At 36.2% G+C, this 23,766-nt stretch carries 23 protein-coding genes; 11 read left to right on the forward strand and 12 right to left on the reverse strand.

Annotated features, from left to right (window positions below):
• Window positions 1-55: 55 nt before the first annotated feature.
• A complete protein-coding gene (rpsO, locus tag OFN91_RS02530; protein WP_270858995.1) occupies window positions 56-328 on the reverse strand; it encodes a 30S ribosomal protein S15 in 273 nt (90 codons plus the stop codon).
• Window positions 329-436: 108 nt separating this feature from the next.
• On the opposite strand from rpsO, the gene OFN91_RS02535 reads away from it, so the two are divergent.
• From OFN91_RS02535 to OFN91_RS02550, 4 genes are read left to right on the forward strand one after another with little or no spacing between them, the layout of a single operon-like run.
• Window positions 437-853, forward strand: coding sequence for an Rrf2 family transcriptional regulator (locus OFN91_RS02535; protein ID WP_270858996.1), 417 nt, complete (start codon window positions 437-439; stop codon window positions 851-853).
• Window positions 853-1,899, forward strand: coding sequence for a DHH family phosphoesterase (locus OFN91_RS02540; RefSeq protein ID WP_270873156.1), 1,047 nt, complete (start codon window positions 853-855; stop codon window positions 1,897-1,899). The genes OFN91_RS02535 and OFN91_RS02540 overlap by 1 nt, the downstream gene beginning before the upstream one ends.
• On the forward strand, window positions 1,889-2,122 hold the full coding sequence (locus OFN91_RS02545; RefSeq protein WP_270873157.1) for a hypothetical protein: 234 nt from the start codon (window positions 1,889-1,891) through the stop codon (window positions 2,120-2,122). The genes OFN91_RS02540 and OFN91_RS02545 overlap by 11 nt, the downstream gene beginning before the upstream one ends.
• 32 nt (window positions 2,123-2,154) lie before the next feature.
• Complete coding sequence (locus OFN91_RS02550; protein ID WP_270873158.1) at window positions 2,155-3,228, forward strand: TRAP transporter substrate-binding protein; 1,074 nt, start codon at window positions 2,155-2,157, stop codon at window positions 3,226-3,228.
• A gap of 32 nt (window positions 3,229-3,260) precedes the next feature.
• Here OFN91_RS02550 and OFN91_RS02555 read toward each other — a convergent pair whose 3' ends face one another.
• On the reverse strand, window positions 3,261-3,437 hold the full coding sequence (locus OFN91_RS02555) for a YgaP family membrane protein (RefSeq protein ID WP_270859000.1): 177 nt from the start codon (window positions 3,435-3,437) through the stop codon (window positions 3,261-3,263).
• A gap of 181 nt (window positions 3,438-3,618) precedes the next feature.
• Between OFN91_RS02555 and OFN91_RS02560 the strand changes: the two genes are divergently transcribed.
• Window positions 3,619-5,616, forward strand: a complete 1,998-nt coding sequence (locus tag OFN91_RS02560) for an AAA family ATPase (RefSeq protein ID WP_270873159.1) — start codon at window positions 3,619-3,621, stop codon at window positions 5,614-5,616.
• Between the two features lie 19 nt (window positions 5,617-5,635).
• On the opposite strand, the gene OFN91_RS02565 is transcribed toward OFN91_RS02560, so the two are convergent.
• Window positions 5,636-6,250 carry a DUF1643 domain-containing protein gene (locus OFN91_RS02565; RefSeq protein ID WP_270873160.1) on the reverse strand — a complete coding sequence of 205 codons (615 nt, stop codon included), beginning with the start codon at window positions 6,248-6,250 and terminating at the stop codon, window positions 5,636-5,638.
• Between the two features lie 97 nt (window positions 6,251-6,347).
• On the opposite strand from OFN91_RS02565, the gene OFN91_RS02570 reads away from it, so the two are divergent.
• The 4 genes from OFN91_RS02570 (at window position 6,348) to OFN91_RS02585 (ending at window position 12,541) form a co-directional block, all read left to right on the forward strand.
• Window positions 6,348-7,955: a WG repeat-containing protein gene (locus OFN91_RS02570; protein WP_270873161.1), complete on the forward strand. Its 1,608-nt coding sequence runs from the start codon at window positions 6,348-6,350 to the stop codon at window positions 7,953-7,955.
• A 101-nt stretch (window positions 7,956-8,056) separates the two neighbouring features.
• On the forward strand, window positions 8,057-9,799 hold the full coding sequence (locus OFN91_RS02575; RefSeq protein ID WP_270873162.1) for a DUF262 domain-containing protein: 1,743 nt from the start codon (window positions 8,057-8,059) through the stop codon (window positions 9,797-9,799).
• Window positions 9,796-12,036, forward strand: a complete 2,241-nt coding sequence (locus OFN91_RS02580; protein WP_270873163.1) for a DUF262 domain-containing protein — start codon at window positions 9,796-9,798, stop codon at window positions 12,034-12,036. The genes OFN91_RS02575 and OFN91_RS02580 overlap by 4 nt, the downstream gene beginning before the upstream one ends.
• 40 nt (window positions 12,037-12,076) lie before the next feature.
• Complete coding sequence (locus OFN91_RS02585; RefSeq protein WP_270873164.1) at window positions 12,077-12,541, forward strand: hypothetical protein; 465 nt, start codon at window positions 12,077-12,079, stop codon at window positions 12,539-12,541.
• Window positions 12,542-12,571: 30 nt separating this feature from the next.
• Here OFN91_RS02585 and OFN91_RS02590 read toward each other — a convergent pair whose 3' ends face one another.
• Window positions 12,572-13,480 carry a helix-turn-helix transcriptional regulator gene (locus OFN91_RS02590; RefSeq protein WP_270873165.1) on the reverse strand — a complete coding sequence of 303 codons (909 nt, stop codon included), beginning with the start codon at window positions 13,478-13,480 and terminating at the stop codon, window positions 12,572-12,574.
• 107 nt (window positions 13,481-13,587) lie between these two features.
• Between OFN91_RS02590 and OFN91_RS02595 the strand changes: the two genes are divergently transcribed.
• Window positions 13,588-15,876: a hypothetical protein gene (locus OFN91_RS02595; protein WP_270873166.1), complete on the forward strand. Its 2,289-nt coding sequence runs from the start codon at window positions 13,588-13,590 to the stop codon at window positions 15,874-15,876.
• A gap of 118 nt (window positions 15,877-15,994) precedes the next feature.
• Here OFN91_RS02595 and OFN91_RS02600 read toward each other — a convergent pair whose 3' ends face one another.
• Complete coding sequence (locus tag OFN91_RS02600) at window positions 15,995-16,636, reverse strand: Crp/Fnr family transcriptional regulator (protein ID WP_270864916.1); 642 nt, start codon at window positions 16,634-16,636, stop codon at window positions 15,995-15,997.
• A gap of 98 nt (window positions 16,637-16,734) precedes the next feature.
• Between OFN91_RS02600 and OFN91_RS02605 the strand changes: the two genes are divergently transcribed.
• The gene (locus tag OFN91_RS02605) at window positions 16,735-18,138 is read left to right on the forward strand and encodes a DUF4139 domain-containing protein (protein ID WP_270873167.1); all 1,404 of its coding nucleotides are present in this window, start codon (window positions 16,735-16,737) and stop codon (window positions 18,136-18,138) included.
• 165 nt (window positions 18,139-18,303) lie between these two features.
• Here OFN91_RS02605 and OFN91_RS02610 read toward each other — a convergent pair whose 3' ends face one another.
• The 7 genes from OFN91_RS02610 to OFN91_RS02640 all read right to left on the reverse strand — a co-directional run bounded on the left by OFN91_RS02610 (window position 18,304) and on the right by OFN91_RS02640 (window position 23,762).
• On the reverse strand, window positions 18,304-19,182 hold the full coding sequence (locus tag OFN91_RS02610; protein ID WP_270873168.1) for a restriction endonuclease: 879 nt from the start codon (window positions 19,180-19,182) through the stop codon (window positions 18,304-18,306).
• A gap of 100 nt (window positions 19,183-19,282) precedes the next feature.
• Window positions 19,283-20,266: a diaminopimelate dehydrogenase gene (locus tag OFN91_RS02615; RefSeq protein ID WP_270873169.1), complete on the reverse strand. Its 984-nt coding sequence runs from the start codon at window positions 20,264-20,266 to the stop codon at window positions 19,283-19,285.
• Window positions 20,267-20,381: 115 nt separating this feature from the next.
• On the reverse strand, window positions 20,382-20,750 hold the full coding sequence (locus OFN91_RS02620) for a DMT family protein (protein ID WP_270859445.1): 369 nt from the start codon (window positions 20,748-20,750) through the stop codon (window positions 20,382-20,384).
• Window positions 20,747-21,463 (reverse strand): R.Pab1 family restriction endonuclease, encoded by a 717-nt coding sequence (locus OFN91_RS02625; RefSeq protein WP_270873170.1) that lies wholly within the window; start codon window positions 21,461-21,463, stop codon window positions 20,747-20,749. Before OFN91_RS02625 ends, OFN91_RS02620 begins: the two co-directional genes overlap by 4 nt.
• On the reverse strand, window positions 21,460-22,473 hold the full coding sequence (locus tag OFN91_RS02630) for an Eco57I restriction-modification methylase domain-containing protein (RefSeq protein WP_270873262.1): 1,014 nt from the start codon (window positions 22,471-22,473) through the stop codon (window positions 21,460-21,462). Before OFN91_RS02630 ends, OFN91_RS02625 begins: the two co-directional genes overlap by 4 nt.
• 34 nt (window positions 22,474-22,507) lie before the next feature.
• Window positions 22,508-23,254: an SMODS domain-containing nucleotidyltransferase gene (locus tag OFN91_RS02635; RefSeq protein WP_270873171.1), complete on the reverse strand. Its 747-nt coding sequence runs from the start codon at window positions 23,252-23,254 to the stop codon at window positions 22,508-22,510.
• Window positions 23,241-23,762, reverse strand: coding sequence for an SLATT domain-containing protein (locus OFN91_RS02640; RefSeq protein WP_270873172.1), 522 nt, complete (start codon window positions 23,760-23,762; stop codon window positions 23,241-23,243). The genes OFN91_RS02635 and OFN91_RS02640 overlap by 14 nt, the downstream gene beginning before the upstream one ends.
• Between the last annotated feature and the right edge of the window lie 4 nt (window positions 23,763-23,766).

The raw sequence follows: 23,766 nt of genomic DNA on the forward strand, positions 1-23,766 counted from the left end.
AAAAAAGCGCATCTAGCGGGGCTAGACGCGCTTTAAGACAAAATAAAAACTGAAATTATTTATCTCTTAAACCAAGTTCTGCAACTAGTTTTGAGTATGTAGCGTAATCTTTGTTTTTTAGATATTTCATCATTCTTTTTCTTTGACCTACGATTTTAAGTAGTCCAAGGCGAGATGAGAAATCTTTTGGATTTGCTTTGATATGATCTGTAAGATATGCAATTTTTGCAGAAAGTAGCGCGATTTGCACCTCTGCTGAACCTGTATCTTTCTCTTTTCTAGCGAATTTCGCAACTATTTGTGCTTTTTGAGCCGTGTCTAAAGCCATAATGACCTCCTGATCGGTGAAATAAAATAAGCGGTAATTATACTAAATTTACCTAAATTTTTGCTTTTTTTGGGTAAAATAATCGGATTTATCAAAAAAGGAGAGAAAATGCTCTTTACAAAAGCGTCAGAATACGCCCTACTTGCGATGATTTGCATAGCTCAAAATCAAAATAGCGAGTCTGTGGATGTCGATACGATATCTGAAAAACTTCAAATTTCACGCAGTTTTTTAGCCAAAATTTTGCAAAGCCTAGCTAGAAGCAAGCTTTTAAACTCATTTAAAGGCGCCAAAGGCGGATTTAGCCTAGCCAAAAAACCTAGCGAAATCACCCTACTTGAAATCATCACAAGTGCCGAAAAACGCAAAGCTTCGATTTTTGATTGCACACAAGAAGGCACCAAAGGCTGCCCAAACGGACGGGCTTTGTGTCGCGTAAATCTCATGTTTAACGAGCTTCAAGACAAAGTCGATGAGTATATGCAAAATGTCACCTTGCAAGACATTATCAAAAAAGAGCGTTAATGAAAATTTACCACCTAAGCCACACCGATTTAGACGGATACTCTGCCCAGCTCGTAGTCGCGCACTACCTTAGTGGCGTGGAGTTTTTTAACGCAAATTATGGCAAAGAAATCGTCGAAAAATTTGACCAAATTTTGGGCAAAATCGATGAAAATTTGCAAACTAATCCAGACGCAAAATCACTTGTTTTGATAACTGATCTAAATTTACTCCCCGCTCAGTGCGAGAAATTTCAAACTCAATTAGCGCAAAAAAACGCCAAAATTTTATTGCTCGATCATCACCAAAGTGGCGCAGAGTGCGCGCAGAAATACCCTTGGTATCTGCTAGATAATTCTCGTTGCGCTACCAAAATCACCTATGATTTTTTCAGCGCGATTTTTGGCGAGGACGAAGAGCTAGCGAAATTTGTCAAGGTCGTAAATGCAGTCGATATCTGGTTAAAAGATGAGAGCGAGTTCGAGCTTGGCAAGGTTTGCCTTGGTATGGTTTCAAATGCAAAAGAGATCAACAAAATCATGTTCGAAGAGCAAAGCAGAGAGTATATAAATTTTTTGCTAAATAAAATTTTTGAATTTCAAAATTTAAGCGAGCCTCACATCGCCCTAGATGACGCGCTTCACGCTATCAAAAAAAGCTTTTTTAATAGCGATCGAAACGACACACTAAGCAACCTAATCTCGGATTATGTCGTCACGCTCCTTGGCGCGCAAAAAGAGAGATTTAGTATCCAATACGAGGGCTTTAAGGGCATTTTGACCTATAATATCGGCAATGTCAGCGTCATCGGAAATGACTTTTTGACGCGCAACCCTGATATGGACTTTTTCATCGATGTAACCTCAAAAAAAACGCTAAGTTTCCGTGCAAACGGCAAAGTCGATGTGAGCGCAATGGCGAAAAATCTACTTGGCGGTGGCGGACACGCGAACGCTAGTGGCGGGATTTTTATCGGCTTTAAAGACGCGAATTCATACGAAGCGATAAAGTCCCAAATCGAACAACTCATAAATTTAAAAACCCAAAAGGCAGACAATGAAATCTGAAAACGAAAATTTAAACAACGATGATTTAATCTACGAGCTAAATATCACACTCGAAGCCATGCTAATCTACGCTGGCGTCAGACGCGACAAACTCCAAGCCGCCGCACAAGCCTATATCGAAAATATAGACGAAGTCCTGCAAAACTCAGACGCACAGGGTGCAGACGAGCCAATCGCTGTGGTGGAGTTTTTGCGCGCAAACAAACCTGAATTATTTAATTAAAATTTTAAAAAATTTATTGAAGGGAGATTTTTATGAAAAAATTTTTAGTTTTAGCATTTGTAGTGCTTTTTTCGACACACGCTTTCGCAGCGGATAAAAAATACCGCTTGCGCCTAGCTAGCACCTGGGAGAGCACTATGCCAGTTCTGGGCGACGCGGCTAATGAGTTTAAAAAATACGCCGAAGAGCTAAGTGGTGGGCGTCTTGAAATCCGAATTGATACACCATCAAAACACAAAGCCAGCTTTGGTGTTTTTGATTTCGTCAAAAGCGGTCAGTATGATTTGGGCTATACTTCGCTGTATTACTACAAAGGCAAGGACGCAAAGACCATGCTATGGACTGCCGTGCCATTTGGTATGACTACTGATGAACAACACGCTTGGTATTATTATGGTGGCGGAAAAGAGCTAAATGATAAAATGTTTAGCGCGTATGGCATGAAGACATTTCTAATGGGCTCAACCGGCATGCAAATGGGCGGTTGGTTCAAAAAAGAGATCAACTCGTTAGCTGATTTGCAAGGCATTAAATTTAGAATTCCTGGCTTTGGCGGCGAGGTAATGAGCAAACTAGGCGCTACGATAAACACTGTCCCAACTGGCGAGCTATTTATGGCGCTAGAAATGGGCACAATCGACGCTGTGGAGTGGGTAAGCCCGGTGTATGATATGCCTCTTGGCTTCCACAAAGTGGCGAACTACTACTACACAGGCTGGCAAGAACCAGCTGGGGATTGCCAAATTTTGGTGAATTTAAAGGCTTTCGAGAAGCTTCCTGCTGATTTGCAAGCTATCATCGAAGCAGCAGCTCGTATGGCTGGCGAAAACTTCCAAAACAAGGGCTTTTATGAGAATTCTAAAATTTGGGCAGAGCTTAAAGCACAATTTCCAAATGTGCAAGTCCGCAATTTCCCTGCCGATGTAGTCGAGAAACTAAGAAGCGCGACAAATGAAATTTTAGATGAAGAAAGCGCGAAAGATCCGCTTTTCAAAGAGATTTTGGATAGCCAAAGAGCATTTTTAAAAATCGGTCGCGAGTGGAACAAAATCAGCACAAACGCCTATATCAACAACACTTCAAGCGATTCAAATACTTCAAATTAATTTGTAGGGCAAGCTTGCCCTACTTTTAAATTTTAATTTTGTGGCAGTTTGCAACGATTCAAAAAATAGCACGCAGGACAAAATCCACTCACACCCACGACAAACGGCACTAGCCCCACTGCGCCCCACCAGCTGTGATAAAACGCCCCAACTACCATGATTATCGCACCGATTACTATGCGAATCATACGGCTTTTTATGCTTTGCATACTCTCTCCTTTTTTCTAAATTTTACGAATTTCGCACGATTATAGCATTTTAAGAGCGCGCGCATAGTGATAAAATCACCGAAAATTTGTCAAATTTAAAAATTTTCGTGGCTAAATTTGACACAAAAGTGTCTGAAATTTTGAGTAAAATCCAATCGAAATTTAAGAGAAAGGATAGAAAATGCGAAATTCAGGCGTGCCATTTGAGATTAGCGAAAAGTTCAGACTTTGGGTTTTAAGGACGATAGCCTATATCAACGAATACAAAATGTTCGACAAAGAAGAGGAAGACGGGTATGATTTCGCTGGTTATCAAAGCAAAGTTGATAAAAATTTCATCAAATCCGAGCTTAGCAAATATGAAAATAAAAATTTAAAAACCTATAAAATTTTAGATGACAACCTAAATTTCATTTGCAAATTTTTAAATCTAAACCAGACCGAGCACGATATACTCGAATTTTCGATATGCGTTCGCGTATTTGACAATCACAACTTTTTTAGAGGGTGCAGATACACAGATAAAATCACTAGCGCAAATCTACACTACGCTATCGCAACAATCCTAAATTTAGACCAAGACGCCGTAAGAAAGGCACTGGATAGAAAATCAAATTTGATGAGTAGCTATATTTTTAATAAACTGTGCCACAACAACTACAAACCCAGCATAGACGAAATACTTGACTACGCCGATGAGAATTTCCCATACAAAATGGTCGAAAGTGGCACAGATATTGAGTATTTGTTTTCATACTATTTGCGCAAATGTAGCGATTGCGAGCTAAATTTTAGCGATTACGACTATCTCAAAATCGATGAAGATAGCCTAAAAAACTTCGTATCGCGTGGGCTAAAAGGCACAAATATCTTGCTTTATGGCGAGCCGGGCACTGGCAAGACAGAATTTGTCAAAATGTTTGCCAAAAGCGTAGGCAAAAGCCTATACGAAATCCCATATTGCGATGACGATGACTTTCGCTCCGAAAAGGGCGACGCTAGATTTCGCAAAATAAAATTTACAGACAAAATTCTAAAAGCGCACGAGGCTTTGATAATGTTCGATGAAGTCGAGGATGTATTTAAAAGCAACGATATCTCCAAAGCCATGATAAATCGCACGCTAGAATCCAACGCCGTGCCGACATTTTGGGTCACAAATGACATAGAGTGCATGGATAATGCCTATATTAGGCGATTTGATATGGTGATTGAGTTTTCTTTGCCGCCAAAGTGCAAAAGGCTCGAAATTATCCAAAAATACGCCCAAAACCATATTTGCGAGCGCACAGCCAAAAAACTAGCCAAAATCCCCCAAATCTCGCCTGCGCTGATTTCTGGCGCAACAAAAGTCATTTCAAATATCAAGAACGGAGATAGAGATGAAATTTTCAAAAAACTCATTTTTGGAAATTTAAAGGCGCAGTTTGGCGAAAATTTCGGCGCAAAAAAGAAAAAACAAAAAATCAAAATTTCGCCCAATTATGACATAGCCTGTGTGAATTCGGCGCTAAATTTGACAAATTTAAGCACCGAATTAAAAACGGCAAAGAGCGCTAGGATTTGCATTTACGGACCTAGCGGAACTGGCAAAAGCGAGTTTGCGAAATTTTTGGCAAAAGAGCTAGACAAAGAGCTGATTATCAAAACCGCTAGCGACTTGCTAGATGCCTATGTGGGCGCAACCGAGCAAAATATCGCCATGGCGTTTAAGCAGGCTAAAAAGAAAAAAGCGGTGCTAGTTTTCGACGAAGTCGATAGCTTTTTGCAAAACAGACGCGGTGCGCGCGCCTCGTGGGAAATCACCCAAGTCAATGAAATGCTAACGCAAATGCAGGATTTTGGCGGAATCTTTATCGCCACGACCAATCTAATCGACACGCTTGATGAGGCTAGCTTGCGCAGGTTTGATATGAAGCTGAAATTTGACTATCTAAGCGCAAAACAAGCACTTAGGCTACTTGAAAAGGGCTGCGTGGCTATGGGTATAAAAATCACAAATTCAGCAAAAAAGCGCCTAGCAAATTTAGCCTTTCTCACGCCGGGCGATTTCGCCACCATTATGCGCGCGCACAAATTCGCCCCAATTGAGAGCGCAGAGGATTTTATCGACCGGCTGGGAAGCGAAATTTCGCATAAAAATCATAATGCGCTAGCAGGTAAAATCGGCTTTATTTAAAGCGAAATTTGGCTGAATTTCAGCCAAATTTTATTATTTTTTCTAGTCTTTCAATTTCAGACTCCAAGCCTTCAAACCTTTGCAATTCACCTACTTCAATCTTTTGATTGACGCCGTTTTTGAAGTGCGAAAGCCCAGATATTTTGCCATTTATCGTGAAAAAATTTTTCCCAGATTTTTTGGCAAAATTTAAAATTTCAACCAAAATTTCCACCATAAATTTCGGCAATTCATACTCGCCATAAGCTAGCCAAATATCGCTAAAATCGGCTTTGATTTTGGATTTTATCAAATTTAAATTATACAGCGCATCACATTTATCATAGAGCTTTTCGCTTAAATTCGCAGGATTTGAACTTATTAGCGGATAAATGCTAAGCACGCAGTATCCATTATAGCCGCTAGCTTCGCAAAAATCGATGATTTTTCGCATTTTTTCGTTGCAGATATAAAGGTCGGATTCTTGGGGGTTGCTTAGCAAGATTAGCAGTTTTTTGTCATTTGCACTCTCTTTGCTAGGGCGTTTTTCTAGTATGTATCTGTAAAATCTAGCGTCGCTAGCTTCTACTTTTTCGCAGATTGTGGGGCGATACTGGCTCGGATAGATAGCGGTAATGTCTCGTAAATATGTCATTTTATCTCCTTTGAATTTGCAATTTTAGCAGGCAAATTTGACAAAAAATGTCTATCTTTTCTGTTAAAATCGCAAAAAATTTTAAAAAGGGGCGGAAATGAAAAATGCAGCAGCGATAAAAAAAGATGGAAAAATTGGCTTAATAGACGAAAACGGCAATGAGATTATCCCTTGTGAATATGATGGCGTGATACGCTGTGGGTATGGTATGACAACTGTAATGAAAGATTTTATGTATGGAGTTTGCGACGAAAATGCAAATTTGATAATCCCGTGCATTTACGATGAAATTCAGTTATACAAAAATTTTATCGTTGCCATTAAACTTGGTCGAAAATGCGGACTTTTTGACAAAAAAGGAAATTTGATAGCGGATTTTATCTACGACTATATATACACCCACGATGAGATACTCTTCATAGTCAATAAATCGGGAAAGCGTGGTATTATAGATAATTTTGGCAAAGAGATTCTTCCTTGTGTATTTGATGGCATTTTCTTTTGCAAAGACAACTTTTTTGGTGCGAACAAAGACGGCAAATGGGGATTTATCGACAAATTTGGAAAAGTTATTATTCCATTTGAGTATGATAGTGTAGGAAATTATACATATTTGCATCAAGAACTTTTTATACGCTATAACCACGAATTAAAATCTAATTTTATAAAAAGCGAAAAAAACAACAAATTTGGCTATATCGATATGAAAGGCAATGAGATTATCCCTTGTATCTACGATGATATTAATCAGTTATGTTTATCCCAACCGCAAAGAGCATTATTTATGATTAAATATGGTGGCAGATATGGCCTCATAGACGATAAAGGCAAGATTCTTATACCTTGCATTTATAGCTATATCGATATTATTTATGAAGACTTGATTGTTGCCCATGATAACAACAATTTAATGGGTATTATCAACCATAATGGTAGAGTTATATCTCCATTTATATACGACATTATCGAACCTTTTCACGATGATATGAGCCTTGTTAGCAAAGATGGCAAATACGGCTATATAGACAGGTCGGGGCAAGAAGTTATACCTTGTATCTATGATTTTGCTGATTATTTTAGAGACGAACTTGCCTGTGTAGGGTTAAATGGCAAATTTGGAGCGATTGACAAAAAAGGCATATTTGTTATCGCACTAAAATTTGATAAGCCTTTTATTTTTAATCACGGAGTTGCCGTTGTAAGCCAAGAAACAAAAATTAAAAATGATATATATAGCCATCTCTATAAAGGATTGATAAATAAAAAAGGCGAATTTTTGGCTCCTTGTATTTATAACACCCTAGAAGATTTTAGAGATTTTACTTGGGATAGTGCTTGCATCGAGATTTTCGATGAAAAAGAAAATTTTGATACAGAGCAATGGGGAATGATTGATAATGAGGGCAATGTTTTGGTGGATTTCATATACGATGAGGCCAAGCCATTGGAGGATGATTTTGCAATTTTGTGTAAAAATGAAAAATATGGCGTAATAAACAGAAAAGGCGAATTTATACTACCGCTCAGATATGATGAGATATGTTGGTCTGAATATCAAAGCGTAGTTCGACTCAAAAAAAATGACAAATGGGGACTATGCGATAAAAACGGCAAAGAGATAACCCCTTGCATTTACGATAAAATAGCTTTTTTCAGGAATATAGATCAAAAAACTGAGTATTTTGGTTTGCGATTTTTTTCATGATAAAAACAGCAAATTTAAAGCCGAGTGGATACATTTGACAAAAAATGTCTATTGATTTAGCTATAATCATAAAAACTAAAAATTTTTATAAAAGGTATAAAATGGAGTTAAAATCTATCAAAGATTTATTGGATTATAAATTTAAAGTTCCGTCGTATCAAAGAGGATACAGGTGGGAAAAGACACATGTCGAAGCACTGCTTAATGATATTTTGGAATTTTCTGACAAACAAAATGATGAGTTTTATTGTTTGCAACCTTTAATGGTAAAACCTATAAATGTCGAGAAAAATATAAATTTATCAAAAATAAAAGACCAAGCAGATGAAAATGGCGATATAGAATATGAAAAATTACAAAATTTAATCGATGAAGCTAAAAATAGTAGCAAAGAATATAGCGTCATCGACGGGCAACAAAGACTAACTACTATATATTTGATTTTGAAAATTTTAGATGAGCCAAATTTTGAATTGGACTATGACAGAAATAATGTATTTAAGAATAAATTTACTGATATACGCCACGAAATTTATAAAAGCGATGAGAGTGCTGATGAATTCTATATTAGCAATGCAATCATAGCTATAAAAGATTGGGCAGACAAACATAAAAATGAAAAAGAAAATTTTATAAAATCTCTAAAAGAAAAGGTAAAATTCATCTGGTATGAACTAGATGAAAAAGAAAATGAAAAAGAAGTTTTCGCAAGGATAAATAGCGGTAAAATTCCACTAACCAACGCCGAGCTTATCAAAGCAACCCTTATCAATGAGTGCAAAGACAAAAAAGACAAAATAGAACTTGCCAAAGAGTGGGACGAGATAGAATATTACTTGCAAAACGACGAAGTTTGGGGCTTTTTGACGACAGCAAAAGCGTATCCGACTAGGATAGAGTTGATTTTTGAAATTTGCTTAAATCAAGAACACAAAGATGATGATAAATATGTAACTTTTTATGAATTGCAAAAACGATACAAGCCAAACAATACAAATAAAAATAAAAATGACGAAGAGAAAAACCATTACGAAGATTTTTGGAAAGAAGTCAAGCAAACATTTTTGACTTTGCGATACTGGTATGAAGACTATGAAATTTACCATTTGGTTGGATTTTTGGTAGCGGCAAATTTAAAAATAGAAAGTATATACAAAGAAGCAAAAGAAAAAGAAAAAACAAAAAGCAGTTTTAAAGTAGATTTAAAAAGCAAAATAAAAGAAAAAATAAAAAAGGATGAGTTAGAAAAATTAGAATATGGTAAAAACAACCAAGACATAACCAATATTTTGTTGCTATTTAACATAGCTACAATTTTAAATTCTGGATCAAATTTTACTAGATTTTCTTTTAATAAATTTAACAAAGAAAAATGGAGTTTAGAGCATATTCACGCACGAAACGAAGAAGAGATAAAAGGATTTGAACAACAAAAAAAGTGGCTAAATGATTTAGAAAACTATGTAAAAAACGAAGACCTAAAAGACAAAATAAAAAAATTTTCAAAAGATGATAATTTTGCCGAGTTGAAAGAAGAAATTTACAAAGAATTACACGAAGAAAGTGGCACAATAGATGAAGTAAAAAATTTAGCTCTGCTTTCAGCAAGATTAAATAGCGAATTAAATCATGGAGTTTTTCCAAAAAAAAGGGAAAAAATCAAAGAAATGGACGAGCGGGGCGAATTTATACCGATTTGCACTAAAAATGTCTTTATGAAGTATTACAGCGACGGAAACAATAAAGCGTTTGATAGATTTAAATGGACTAATGGCGACATGGAAAAATACCTTGAAACCATAAAAGAAACGCTAGAAAATTTTTTCAATAAGGATAAACAATGAATTTTAAAGAACTAATAGAACAATACAAAATCGAAATCCCTATGCTTCAAAGGGATTACGCACAGGGTAGAGATGACACAAAAACAACGCAGATAAGAGAGAAATTTTTGACTTCTATTTTTGAAGTTTTAAGTGGCGAAAAAGCCAATTTGCACCTTGAATTTATATATGGAAGCGTAAAAAATGGCAAATTTATCCCGCTTGACGGACAGCAACGCCTAACAACGCTATTTTTACTGCATTGGTATTTTGGATTTGGCGAATTAAAAGACGGCGAAAAGTCAAAATTTCGTTATGAAACAAGGGTTAGTTCAAGGGAATTTTGCGATATGCTGGTAAATTTAAATTGTGAAAATTTGAAAAATAATGAAAAAATTTCGGCTCAAATCAAAGATGATGCAAAATTTTTAGCATTTTGGCAAAACGACCCAACGGTAAAATCAATGCTAAATATGCTCGATACCATACACGAAAAAGCAAAAATTTCAAAGAATATAAAACCTGAAAATTTAAATAACATAGACTTTGATTTTTTGAATATGGGCGAATTTGGTCTAAGCGATGAGCTGTATATCAAAATGAACGCAAGGGGCAAAGGGCTAACTGAATTTGAAAATTTTAAAGCAAAATTTGAAGATTTGTTAGAAAAAGAAAAATTTAGACACTTATTGCGTTATTTTAAAAATAAAATCGATAAAGATTGGGCTGAGAAATTTTGGGAATTTAGAGATAAAACAAGCCAAAAAAAAGAAGACCGCAACCCAGCTGATAGTGTCGATACGGCATTTATGAACTATTTTTATTTCATAAGCGAAATGCTGTTTTATAAAAGCAACGAAAACAGCCAAAAAGAAGCAAAAGATGACAAAAAAGCAGAATTTGATAAAAGCGAAGCATTAAAAATTTATGAAAATTCGCAAGAAAATATAGAATTTCTATTTTCAGCTTTGAATAATGTAAATGAAATTGAAAAATATGCAAACGAAATTTTTAAAGAAGTGCCGATTTATTGGGGCAAACAAGATACAAACAAAGACACAGATATAAAACAATTCCTTATAAAAATTGAAAAAGGATATTATGAAAAAGTTATATATTTCATAATAATTTCTAACTATCAAAAAGAAAATACAAAATATCTAGTTAGACAAGCAAGAAATATAATGTGTTCTATAAAACAACCTGATGGGCGAGGCGGTGTTACATATAAATCAAATTTAAGAGCGCAAGATATTTATTCTATTTTAAATTTTATTGATGGCAAAGAAATAAATTTCACAAAAAATAAAGAACTTTTTGAAGAGAAAAATAACATAAGCAAAAATTTAAAAGATATAGAAGAAATTATTTTTAAATTAGAAGACAGCGAAATTATTCAAGGCGATTTGGGTGCAGTATATAAAGCCTATGGAAACAATGTCGAAAAATACTCAAATTTGTTAAACAATGTTAATAATATTTTTGACAAACAAACGAAAGCGGTCGATATTTTAGGAATGCTTGTTCGTTACGAAAAAATAGATTTTATTTATCATGGTGATACAAATATCGGTAACAAATACTATATAGGCTCAGGATTAAAAGATTGTTGGAATTTTGTATTTTCAAATAATAATGACAAATATAAAGATATAATCGACTTATTTGCGCAAGAAAATCTCAATCCTAAAACAACTTGCGAACGATATATTATGGATTGTGAAAATCAACAAAAACGAGATTGGAGATATTATTTTGTGAAATATAGAGAGATATTTTTCAAAGAAACAGATATTAAATTTAATGTCGATTATAAAGGTAAATTTAAAAAAGAAGAAAAAGAAAATGAATATAGAAATGTATTTATAATAAAAGAATATAGAAACAAATTTGAAATAGAAAAAATGGGTGGTTTAAGTGTTGGTATATACTACACGCATATTAATCCTTTTATTTATTGTGCTGTTATAAAAAATATAGAAAAAGAATTCGACAAAGAAATAAATGACAGAAAGTATTTTATCAAATATGGCGATAATAGCTATTCTTACGCAGCAATAGAAAATTTTATCGAAAAACTATATTGCCTAGATGATGGTTGGCATATCTATTTTGACAAAGAAATTCGAGTATCTGATGAGATAAGAGAAAAATTTGGGCTTAAAAATGCACAAGATGAAGGATTGGTTTTAACGCACTCGCCAGATATAGATACAATCGAAAATCTTAAAAGCTTATTAAGATGCATCAGGTCATAAGAGCCGAATTTACTTAATATAAAGTTAAAAGGACAAAAATATGCTAAATTTAGACAAATTCCCCCTAGAAATCGGTGCTTTAAAAAGAAAACAAGGCTCAAATGCGTTTGTTAATGATAGCCGCGGGATGGCTTGCCTTATCGATACGCAAAAGAACAAGATTAGTTTTGGACTTTTTAGACCGGCAGGTGCTCATTTTGGCACATTTAGCGTCAAGGACGAAGAAGAAGCTATACAAATAATCAAAGATTTCAAAGTTGGCGATAAAAAAATTACTGATTATTCGCCATACTACGATGATAGTTTAAAAGAAAGAGTATCGGATTTAAAAAACGATATAGAATTTCTAAGAGACACGATAATCGATGTGCAAGACAACGAGCGAAATTTAGAGAAAAAAATATCAAATTTAGAAGAGAAAATAGCGGTTTTAGAAAACACAATAATCGATTTAGAGCACAGACTAGATGGCATAAACGATAGGCTTGAAGCTAGTTATTTGTGATAATCGCGAGATAAGCAAAGTTTCGCAAGACTAACTTATCTCGCCTAGATACCCCGCGATTTGCGCCTTTATCTCATCATTTAGCCAGGCTGGTTCGACGACCTTGATATGTGGCAAAAACCGATAAATCAGCGGTTTGACCTCCATAGGATTGCTAAACCCAAACTCAATCTCAATCGAGCCGTCCTCGCACTCCCTTGTAAAATCGCAGTTGATATATGGTTTGCGCCTAAAATACTTCGCGATCACTTCATCTATCCACAGCCTCGCCCTATACTTGTCTTCTAGCTCGAACCACACCGAGCGCGCCTGTTTTATGCGCTTTTGCACCTGCACAGATGTTTTGAAAACCTCGGGCGTGATTTTTATATTTTCGATATCTTTGAAATGAAATTTCTTAAACCTATCCCCTTCGCCACAGTCGAACACAAACAAATACCAAAACCCCTCCAAAAACGCGATTTTTATGGGTTTTGCTCTGAATTCATGCTTGCCGTAAGTGCATTTGATGATATTTTTGTTTTTTATCGCTTTTTGGACAAGGCTAAATTTCTGTATTGATTTTTTATCCAGCTTTTCGTTGCCAAAAAACGCCAAAATCTGCTCGTCCATGCCCCCAAGTAACCCAGAAATCAGCTCGCTATTTTTGAAATAAAAATCAGAGGATATGTTTTCGCACAGACTTGCTATCAGGCTTAGCACCAGCCTCTCCTCGTCGCTTAAATCCCGCATTTGCGCGCTAGGGTCGTATTTCCAGCTCCACCCCTCTTTCACCACGCCATAATCCCTCAAAATCTCCATATCTCTACCTATCGTCTTTGCATTGACACCGAAAATTTGGGCTAATTCTTGCGTTTTTGCGGGGCGAGATTTGATGAATTCAAAAATTTGATTTAATCTTTTATTTTTTTTATTTTCCACTTGTTTTAGCGGTAGCATGAAAAATCCTTGAAATTTAGTAAATTTTGCCCTATTTTATCAAAATTTTTGGCATAAAATTTTAATCTAATGCGATAAAATTTACGAAAAATTTTAAAGGGCAGATTATGAAATATATCATAGGAATTTTGGTTTTTATCGGATTGATTTTCGGCGGGGTTTTTGCGCTACTTTGGAGCGATTTTGGCAACTCTATCACTAAGCCATATATCGAGCGATACCTTTCACAAAAAACAGGCTTTGATATTAGACTAGATAAATTTGACCTTAACTGCGACGATTTCGACATTACGGCGCTAATTAATGGCGAAATTTCAGCGCATTTGGTGGGCAAATACGACATTTTTTCCAAAAGCTTCGACACAAACTACGAGCTAAACGCAAAAGATCTAAAAAGCTTTGGCGTAGCACTTGACGAGGAAAGGGTTTCGCTAAATGGTCGCGTGCTAGGAAATATGCAAAAAATCAGCGCAAACGGCGCAGGACGGGCGTTTGATAGCGATGTGAAATTTCTAGCCAACCTTACAGATTTTATGCCCACAGACCTGCAAATCGTAGCGCCAAATTTAAATGTCGCCAAAATTTTAGCCGTGGCAGGTCAGCCGCTTTACGCCAGTGGAAATGTCGCCATTAACTCCAATATCATCGCCACAAACGGCACACCAGAGGGCAGTGCAACCATAAAATCGCAAAATTTATTACTAAATGAAAAGGCGCTAAAAGATCTAAACATAACTATCCCAAGTGGCGTTAAAATCGCGCTAAACTCCGATATCAGCGTGAGCAAGGGTATCGCCAAAGCCACGAGCGAAATCAACTCAAATTTGGCAAATTTAAGCGCGAAACAAAGCATTTTTGATATGCAAAAACGCACCCTTCAAAGCGATTTTACCCTAAGCGTGCCCGAACTTAAAAATTTAGCCAAAATCATAAACTACGAAACCTCTGGCGATTTACTCGCTAGTGGCGAGCTAATCAGCGATTTTAAGGATTTTACGCTAAAAAACACAAATATAAACGCCTTTAAAAATGGGCTTAAAGCCGTGATAAATGGCGCGTATAATGCGCCTAGCAAAGACGGCAAAGTTAGCGTGAATTTCGCTATTAGCGACTTTGCCAAACTCTCTCACATCACAGGGCAGAAATTTTCAGGCTCTGGCAAGGGTGTGGCTGATATCACGCTAAAATCGGGCAAACTAGCTAACCTAGCCCTAAATCTCGACGCGCTTGGCGGAAATTTGATAGCTAGTGGCAACCTTAGCGCGCTAAGCGTGCGCGCAAAATCGCTAAATTTGGCAGTTATAACCTCGTTTTTGGGCATGGAAGCTATCGGAAATGGCGCGATAAACGGCGAAGCCAAACTAAATCTCGCCTCCGGAATAAATGGCGAACTTAGCGCAAATATCGCTAATGGCGTGCTTTATAAAAAATACCTCGACAAACTTAGTGGCAAATCTTTCCCAAGCGATACGAAATTTAGCCTAAATTTGGGTGCAAATATCAAAAACTCGCTTGCGAATTTTACCGCCAAACTTGGCTCAGATTTGGCGAATTTCGACAAAATAACAGGGGCTTATAATCTCAAAACTAGCACTCTAAACGCCGATTATAGCGTCAATGTGCCAAATTTAACCAAAATGAAATTTCTAACTGGCATTGAGCTGTTTGGTAAATTTAACGGAAACGGCAAAATTGATTACAAGCCTAAAAATTTCGCCGTTTCGTTTGCGTCAAATATCCTTGGCGGGGCGATGAACGGCAAGATGATAAACGATGATGTCAGCGTCAAACTCACGAAATTCGCGGTCAAAGACCTGACCGATATGCTTGGTGTGCGCCACATTTACGACGGCGTTGGGGACATGGATTTTAGCTACAACACAAAGTCCAAAAAGGGCAAATTTAACTCCCTCATAAATCAAGGACGCCTAAAAAGTAGCGATTTTATGGGCGTTGTAAGCAAAATTTTAGGTCGCGATTTAGCGGGCGAAGTTTATAATAATGTAACCTTGGACGGCACAATCGTGCAAAATTTAATCACTTTTAACACAAATATGAGCGCGCAAAAAAGCAAGCTAAATGTAAGCGGGGGCAAATTTGACACCCAAAGCAAGCAAATCAATATCCCGGTTAAGGCAAATATCGAAAAAACGGATATTAGCGTCCAAATCACCGGCACCACGCAAAATCCAAAATATAGCGTCGATTCTGCGTATTTGAAGGAAAAATTAAACAAAGAAATCAGCAAAGGTATCGACAAACTCCTAGGCGATAAGGGGTCTAAATCAGGGCAAAACACTGGCGCGAATTCTGACGCGCAAAACAATGCCAAAGAAAAAAGCCGTGAAGACAAGGCAAAAGAGGCTGTTAAGGGGATTTTAAAGGGGCTGTTTTAGCGCAAAATTTGGCTAAATTTTAAAATTTAGCCAAATTTTAAAATTTTTAAAATTTTAAAAAATTTCGGCGCAGTATTTTGCAAACCAAAATTTAAACAAAACGCAAAATTTCAAAATTTCAAATCTCAATCACCACGACCTTGCCCCTGCTAAGGGCGATTTTGCCTGATTTTTCCATCTCTTTTAGCACGCGCGATACCGCCTCTCTGGCACTTCCGATATGATTGGCTATATCTTCGTGCGTCGCGCACACTTCGCCGTTTGCGCCCAAATTTTCGCGCAAAAAGCCCATTATGCGCTCGCTAAGTGGCGCGAAAATCGCCTGCTCGCTTGCCATTATGACTTGCGAAAAGCGTTTGGCTACGATTTCTAGGGCGAAATTTAGCACAGCAGGGTAGCGTTCTTTTAGGATTTTGAAAATGCTTGGCGGGATTACGATGAGCTCGCACTCGCTTCTAGCCTCGACGCTAAGGCGGTTTTGAGCAAGGGCGAACTTGCAAGTATCGCAGATCATACAGCTCTCGCCGTTTTGTATGCTAAAAACGGTCAGCTCCTTGCCCCCAGTGCCGATAAATGCGCGCAAAAGCCCGCTACGAAGCAAAACATAGCCCAAACAATCCTCGCTAGCATAGATTATCTGCCCCGCTCTGAGGCGCTTTTTATACGCGTTTTTGTAAATCAAGCCCAAATCATCGCCCTCAAAATCAAATTTATCGCAAAAATTTCCCTTCAAAAACTCCCAGTCTTGCGCTTCTAGCATATTTCACCCCTAAAAATTTTATAAAGCTTTCATTTTACACTTTTAAACTACCATTTACTTTAAATTACTAATATTTTGAAAATTTTTAAGGAGATGCAATGAAAAGCCTAACCCTGCCACTAATCGTATCGTGCGCGCTCTGTGGCGCAAACGAGCTAGAAAAACCAAAGCAAAATTTCATCGAAATTTATCAAAACGATAGTTTTTTGACCCAAACTTTTAGCCCGGGCTCTGCGAAATTTAGCGTAGAAATCCCAGCCCAGCTCGATTTAGGTCTGCTTGAAATCAAAAGCGAGTGCGAGCTAGAAAACCTAGGGGATAGCGGGATTTATGAGATAAAAAGCGACGAGAGAAAACGCCTAGAAGAGGCACTTGCAAAGGTAATAGCGCAAAAAAAGGCAATCCAGGCTAAGATTGAATTTAGCAAAAATTTGGCTAGTTCTGGTAGCGGAAATGCAGATGAATTTTACATGGGCGCGCTAAGGGATTTTGAAAATATCGCTAAGCTTCAAGCCGATGAGAGCGCGCTAAACGAGCAAATCGCACGCACACCAAGTGCGCAAATGAGGCATGCGAATTTAAGCTTTGCGTGTGCGCCAAAGAGCGTTGCGTTGCGATACGCGGCGTTTTTAAACGAGGGAGCGAGCGCGAAAATCAGCGCCGATACAGAGAAGCAAAAGCTTGCTATCACGCAATCAATCCGCGTGAAAAACCCGCTAAATTCGGCTCTTGACGCGCTTAGTGTGGCGATTTATCCGTATGCGTATTCTGCCCTGCTCGCCCCAAGGCCGTTTCAGGCGCAATATATCGGTGGGCAAACTTACGAAGCAGATGGCGTGTATATGCAAAAAGCCATGCTAAGCGCCGCGCCAAGGGCTGCGATGAGCAACCGCGCCGTGCAGGCGACAAATGCCCAGCTCACACTATCGAACTCATACACAATCGAAAATTTAAGCATTGCGCCAAATGAGAGTGCGAAAATCGACTTTGACAAGCAAATTTTAGAGGCAAAATTTAGCATTTTTATCGACGCATACAGCCAAAATTTAGCGTTTTTGCAGGCCAAAACAAAGCTTGAAAAGCCACTCAACCACGCCCTTACGACAATCGAAATTGATGGGGTAAATGCAGGCCAGGACTGGCGCGAGGAAATACCTGCTGGTGTGGATACCAGCGTGTTTTTAGGACAAAATCGCCTAATCAAAGTCACCAAAAAAATCGATGAGAAAAACACCAAAGAAAACTTTTTTGGCACCAAAAAAACCACGATTTCTAGCTGGAATTACGAGGTGAAAAACACAAGCAAGCGGGCTTGGGATATCGAACTACTCGCCAAAATGCCACTAAGCGCGGACGAGAAAGTCAAAATCACTGATAAAAGTGGCACAAAAGCTGATAATATCGACACTGAGGGCCGAGCAAGCTGGAAATTTAGGCTAAATAACGGCGAGGCAAAAACGATAAATTTCGGATATGAAATCAGCGACGCTAGAAGTGAGTGAAATTTGAATTTGGTGGCTAAATTTAGTTAGGCTCGGGCGGATTTTGTATATTTAAAGCTAAGGAAAGTTCAATTTTTTCACAAAATTTACATAGATTTTGCCTGAGTTTTTAACTATTTTTAGCAATCAATTCTTTTTTTACACAACTGCTGACAATAATTTTGCTCAAATATTATTAAAAAACTTTTCGTCGATTTCATAATCTTTTATTTCTTTTAAACCAAGCCCATATTGAGCTAATTTTTCCATAAATTCTTCACCGTCGATTAAATCAATCTGTTTTTTACCTGACTTCATAGCCTCTTCTTTGGCATCTCGCGTAAAACTTCCCGTAGTTATAAATAAACCTTTTTCTATATCGGTTGTTAAAGAACCGCGAAAATCCCGTATCGCAGAAGCACTTACAGAACCACTATATCGCTTACACTGAAATGCGACATTAAATGTAAAAATTCCATTTAGTTTAAATTTTCCCGTTCCGTCTATTCCGCCATCGCCTGTTTTTTTAGTAACTTCGACATCTACGAAACCGCACTCTCTAAGCAATCTTTGCGCAAGTATTTCAAAAGCAAAAGGGTTCATATTTGTTAATATTTTAAATAATCTATTTTTCCAAGTTTGAAATTCTTCATTTTCTTCGACATATTCTAATTTTTGCTCCAAAACTTTGTCTTTTTGCTTATTTTCTTTTATTTTTTTATTTTTATTAAATTCTTCAATTATTTCTTGCGGATTTATATTTGCAAATTTTGCAAATTCTGGCGTTATAGACCATACCCCGCGACTACTATTTGTTATGATACCAAAAGATTTTAGATATGTTCTAGCCCAAGCCAATTGATACTCTAATTCGCTTTTTTGAGTATCTAAATGCATAATTTCTAAAAAATTATCATCAATGTTTAATATTTCAATAATTTTATTGAATATTTCGGTATTTGAAGCAGAATTTCCTTTTTCTTTTAAAGCCAAAAATGTAGCTTCTATAAGTTTCTCAAACGGGTATTTATCGTGTATGATTTTCCAATTTGAATTTTGTTTCATCTTGTTTCCTTTTTTTATAAATTCAAGCTAAATTTTTTGCAAAAAATGAATTTCGCCGTGCGAATTCGCCAAAATTTGGCATTTCACACGGCAAGTAAATTTACAAAATCTCTTTTCTTAGCTCGCTAGGGGTTTTTGGCGAGATGAGAGCCGGTGCGATGTCAAAAATGCTAAATGCACCGCTTTTGCCATCTTTATGCAGTCGGTGCGCCGCTCTTGCATACGCCACAAGCACGCTAGCTGTGAATTCAGGGTTTGAATCGAGTTTTAGGCTAAATTCGATTAGGTGTTTTGTCTCGCCATTTTCGCCTGTGCTGCCGCTTCTTAGCACGAAGCCACCATGCGGGATTCCGCCGTGTTCGCGTTTTAATGTCTCTAAGTCGATAAAATGCACGGTTGTATCATAATCGGCGAAATAATTTGGCATTGTTTTGATTTCGTTTTCGATTTTCGCCTTGTCTGCGCCATCTTCGGCGACCACGAAACACTCACGCAAATGCTTTTCTCTCGTGCTTAAATTTGGATTTTCTCCGGCTCTGACACTCGCCAACGCACTTTCAATCGGCACAGTGTATTGTCTAGCATCGACTACGCCTTTGATTCGGCGGATAGCGTCAGAATGCCCTTGGCTCACGCCTTTGCCCCAAAATGTGTAGCTTTCGCCACTTTCTAGCACACTTTCGCCCACAAGGCGATTTAGCGAAAATAGACCCGGATCCCAGCCGATAGCGATAATGCCGACATTTCCGCCGCTTTTAGCAGCCTTATCGACATTTGCGAAGTGTTCAGGGATTTTAGCGTGTGTATCGAAACTATCGACAACGCAGAAGTTTTTGGCAAATTCTGGCGTTTGTGTCGGCAGATCAGTCGCCGAGCCACCGCAAAGCACCAAAACATCGAATTTGCCTTTGAAATTTAAGATTTCATCTATGCTATAAACACTCGCGCCGCAGGTTTTCACGCTAGCTGGCTCACGCCTAGAAAATACGCCAAAAACTTCCATATCGCTTGTGTTTCGCACGGCAAGCTCCACGCCACGACCTAAATTTCCATAACCTAAAATTCCTATTTTGATTTTACTCATTTTTTATCCTTTTTATTAAATTTTATTTCTGAATTTTGCCTATTTTTGGGCTTTCACGGCACCATCTCAAATCGCCAAAATCGTTTTGAAAAACCAAAAAATATCATAAAATTTCCTATTTTTTAAACATAAAATACACAGCCAAAACTAGGAAAACAAAGCTTATAATGTGGTTTATGCGAAAGGCTTCGCTTTTGAAAATCAGCAGCGCAAACACGCTAAAAACGCTAAGCGTGATGACTTCTTGCATGACTTTGAGCTGCCAAATGTCAAACGAACCGCCGTTGCCGATGTAGCCGTATTTGTTGGCAGGGATTAGCAGACAATACTCGAAAAACGCCACGCACCAGCCAAATAGAATAATCCCAAAAAGCCCAAGGTTGCTAAAAAACGGGATTTTGGTAAATTTCAAGTGCGCATACCACGCAATCGTCATCAAAACATTTGAAAATATAAGTAAAATTATGGTGTAGTATGGTTTCATTTTGCGCCACCTAAAATGTAATTTAAAATTTCCAAACAATCGTGTTTGTGTGTTTTACTCAAAAGTCCAAAAATTTGAAACATTTTAACAAAAACTGCGATATTTGACGAATTTATTTGCAAGTATCCATTTTCTTTGCTTTGAATTTGTCGTCCTATAAAGCTAAATTTGCCTTTTTCGTCTTGTAAATTTGCCACAGGTATGCAAAAATAAAGCATCGGCATAGTGCCTACTGCTCGTTGTTTTTCACGCACGATAATTTCACAAAGCATATCCTTGCTTTCAAATTTATGCACTAAAAGTGGGTAGGAAACTCGTGATTTTAAAAATTCTATTTCCCCGATTTTTTCGCTTATAAAATGTTCTCTTGTGATTTTTTCTTTTTCATCTATAAAAATATTGTTATTTTCTATTTTTAAGCGTAAATTCTCTAACTCTTTTTTTGAAATCAAATTTGTTTTTAATCCAAACTCTAAAAATTCGCTAAGTTCGTAAATTTGCTTTTCTTTGCCGTTTGCTCCGATAAAATGAACGATTTCATCTTTTTCTATAACTCTGTCATATCCGATTTGCCACTCTATGTAGTGCTTTGGCGTGATTATAGTCTTAGTGGGTGCGACTGGCTGTCCGTAGTCGCTAAAAGCAAGTCGCTCTTTTATGCGAATTTTCCCAGTGGCTTTGCTGAGTGGAAATTCGTAATTTAGGCTTTTCATACATATTCCTTAAATAATTTATCAAAATAATTTGTGATAATAGGCTTTGGTTTTAAATCCAAAAATTCATCTGAAATTTTTAAAAATTTAGCATTATCTATGAAAATATCCAAATTTCCAAAATAATATGGTAATTTTGAAGCAAACTGCTTGAAATGGTGAATATAACAGTAATATTTCAAATTTTCGGCAAAAACTTTTATAGAATTTGAACTTGGCTTACTCATAAAAGTTTGATTTCGTTTGAGTGCATTTATATCGCGCAAAGTATGGAAAAACGCCACTTCTTTGCGAGTATCGCGGGGATTTGGATATTTTTTAACATAATTTGTTATAAAATCAAAATCATTTAGGCTAAATTTAGTGCCCTCGTAGGTTTTAAATTTATATTTTTTTATAAATTTAAAATCCATACCAAGCGAATTTTTCTCATATAAAGCGATGATAATAGGAAAAAAAGTGCTTGAATTTGGCGTAAAAATTTCAGAACTAATAATCAAATCATCAATCAAACGATAATTTGCTCTAAATTTCGCCAAAGCTTTGAAATTTGTTTGCTTTATGAGATACGAAAGCGGGTGCAAAACGCAGACAAATTCAGGCTCTAAAACAGCGTAAGAACGCAAAAATGAAATTCCTAAATCTCTGTAAATTAGCTCTTTGTCAATCTCAAACAAATCTTGCTTTATTTTATTTCTTATGATTGAAGTTTTATCATTGTATGGTGGATTGCCGATTATAATGAGTTTTTCGTTGTTTTTAATATCAAATTTGGCTCTATTTAAATTTAATAGCGAATTTGTGTAAAATTTGCGAATTTTAGGCGATACTTTTTGCAGTGCAATCTCATCAATATCGGCTCCGATATATTTTAAATTTTTAGTGAAAAAATCTCCATAACCACAACTGCTATCAAGCAGTGTAAATTCGCTCAAATTTGCTACTTTTTCAAGCATTTTATAGGCGATTTCCACTATAAACTCAGGCGTATAAAAGCTTCCGAGATTTATCGTATTTGTGCGATTTAGGTGAGATTGGGTCATTTTATTGCTCGAATAAATTTATTATCATATCTGTATTGTCAATACTGAGTTGTTCTATAACAGACATTGTATCTTTTAAATTTTTTATTTTATTATTTATATTATCTGTATAATTAAAACTTGTTTGCAATAATTGCGAAAACCTATAAAAATGAGAATATAAGTCATGGCAATTGGAATAATTAAAACTATTTAAAACTATAAATTTTTCAAGTTCATACGATGGAAAAAGATTACCTTGTTTTGCATTCCATATTTTAGCAATTCTAATAAATCTTCTTAAATTCTGATTATTAATTAAATAATTATTTAAGTCATTTGGATTAGTTATTAGCCACTTGTAATTTTTATCTGGTATATATAAAACACCAACTTTTTTAATTGCAGGAACTAAGTCAAATTTTATATGGTTTAATTCTAAAACAATGCTTGGAAAATCTTGGTAAATTTGTGATTTCGGATAACATTGTATAGCAAATTCTTTTAAATAATTTAAATATGTTTGTGGTTGATATGGTGTATATTTAAAACACACCATAATATCAATATCTGAATTATCATCAAATTGCCTTGATATTATAGTTCTTCGTGTGTAAGAGCCAAATAATATTGGTGTTTCAATATGATTTTGAAAATAATCCATTAATCTTTTAATGATAGCATTTTTCGATATAGAAATTTTTGTTTTTTCATCATCTCTTACAATGGCTCGTTGTGCTAAATCGTTTAAATAACTATTTATTGTCATTTTTATTGCCTTTTATTTTATCGATTTCATAAATAGTATTTTTATCTGTTTCAATTTGTTTTTTTGCATTTTCATACCCATAAGTTGAAATAGGTAGAGAATTTATATTTAATTCATCTCTTTTTTTACTTAAAAAAGAAATTTTTTCAATTTTTTGATTTAATTCCAAGCTTGATATTTCAATTTCTCTAAATATCCTAATTTCATTTCTTAATGATAAAAAATGATTTCCGCTATTTTGATGTGAAATATATTTTTCTTGTGGATTTAAAAATATAATAATTACAGTAATTAAACCAGCTGTAATGTTAAGAATAATATGGCAAATAGAAAAATTTACAAAAATATTAGATATAGATAACATCAGTGTAATAATAGAAAAAAGCATTAGCATATAATATAAATATCTCCATTGTTTAGCACTTTCAAAATGACCTTTCGCAGAATAAGTACAATCTTCTTCTAGTCGAAATGCTTCATCAATTATTTTATTATCATTATTATCCATATTT

Origin of the sequence: Campylobacter sp. JMF_08 NE1 (assembly GCF_027737875.1) — a bacterium.
In the GTDB taxonomy this organism is placed as follows: domain Bacteria; phylum Campylobacterota; class Campylobacteria; order Campylobacterales; family Campylobacteraceae; genus Campylobacter_B.

Bases quoted from the DNA above. Each gene is read 5' to 3' on its own strand.
- OFN91_RS02570 (WP_270873161.1), top strand. From the start codon at position 6,348: ATGAAAAATGCAGCAGCGATAAAAAAAGATGGAAAAATTGGCTTAATA.
- OFN91_RS02610 (WP_270873168.1), bottom strand. From the start codon at position 19,182: ATGAAACAAAATTCAAATTGGAAAATCATACACGATAAATACCCGTTT.
- OFN91_RS02545 (WP_270873157.1), top strand. From the start codon at position 1,889: ATGAAATCTGAAAACGAAAATTTAAACAACGATGATTTAATCTACGAG.
- OFN91_RS02640 (WP_270873172.1), bottom strand. From the start codon at position 23,762: ATGGATAATAATGATAATAAAATAATTGATGAAGCATTTCGACTAGAA.
- OFN91_RS02555 (WP_270859000.1), bottom strand. From the start codon at position 3,437: ATGCAAAGCATAAAAAGCCGTATGATTCGCATAGTAATCGGTGCGATA.
- OFN91_RS02590 (WP_270873165.1), bottom strand. From the start codon at position 13,480: ATGCTACCGCTAAAACAAGTGGAAAATAAAAAAAATAAAAGATTAAAT.
- OFN91_RS02600 (WP_270864916.1), bottom strand. From the start codon at position 16,636: ATGCTAGAAGCGCAAGACTGGGAGTTTTTGAAGGGAAATTTTTGCGAT.
- OFN91_RS02535 (WP_270858996.1), top strand. From the start codon at position 437: ATGCTCTTTACAAAAGCGTCAGAATACGCCCTACTTGCGATGATTTGC.
- OFN91_RS02635 (WP_270873171.1), bottom strand. From the start codon at position 23,254: ATGACAATAAATAGTTATTTAAACGATTTAGCACAACGAGCCATTGTA.
- OFN91_RS02550 (WP_270873158.1), top strand. From the start codon at position 2,155: ATGAAAAAATTTTTAGTTTTAGCATTTGTAGTGCTTTTTTCGACACAC.
- OFN91_RS02580 (WP_270873163.1), top strand. From the start codon at position 9,796: ATGAATTTTAAAGAACTAATAGAACAATACAAAATCGAAATCCCTATG.
- OFN91_RS02620 (WP_270859445.1), bottom strand. From the start codon at position 20,750: ATGAAACCATACTACACCATAATTTTACTTATATTTTCAAATGTTTTG.
- OFN91_RS02565 (WP_270873160.1), bottom strand. From the start codon at position 6,250: ATGACATATTTACGAGACATTACCGCTATCTATCCGAGCCAGTATCGC.
- rpsO (WP_270858995.1), bottom strand. From the start codon at position 328: ATGGCTTTAGACACGGCTCAAAAAGCACAAATAGTTGCGAAATTCGCT.
- OFN91_RS02560 (WP_270873159.1), top strand. From the start codon at position 3,619: ATGCGAAATTCAGGCGTGCCATTTGAGATTAGCGAAAAGTTCAGACTT.
- OFN91_RS02575 (WP_270873162.1), top strand. From the start codon at position 8,057: ATGGAGTTAAAATCTATCAAAGATTTATTGGATTATAAATTTAAAGTT.
- OFN91_RS02585 (WP_270873164.1), top strand. From the start codon at position 12,077: ATGCTAAATTTAGACAAATTCCCCCTAGAAATCGGTGCTTTAAAAAGA.
- OFN91_RS02615 (WP_270873169.1), bottom strand. From the start codon at position 20,266: ATGAGTAAAATCAAAATAGGAATTTTAGGTTATGGAAATTTAGGTCGT.
- OFN91_RS02540 (WP_270873156.1), top strand. From the start codon at position 853: ATGAAAATTTACCACCTAAGCCACACCGATTTAGACGGATACTCTGCC.
- OFN91_RS02605 (WP_270873167.1), top strand. From the start codon at position 16,735: ATGAAAAGCCTAACCCTGCCACTAATCGTATCGTGCGCGCTCTGTGGC.
- OFN91_RS02595 (WP_270873166.1), top strand. From the start codon at position 13,588: ATGAAATATATCATAGGAATTTTGGTTTTTATCGGATTGATTTTCGGC.
- OFN91_RS02625 (WP_270873170.1), bottom strand. From the start codon at position 21,463: ATGAAAAGCCTAAATTACGAATTTCCACTCAGCAAAGCCACTGGGAAA.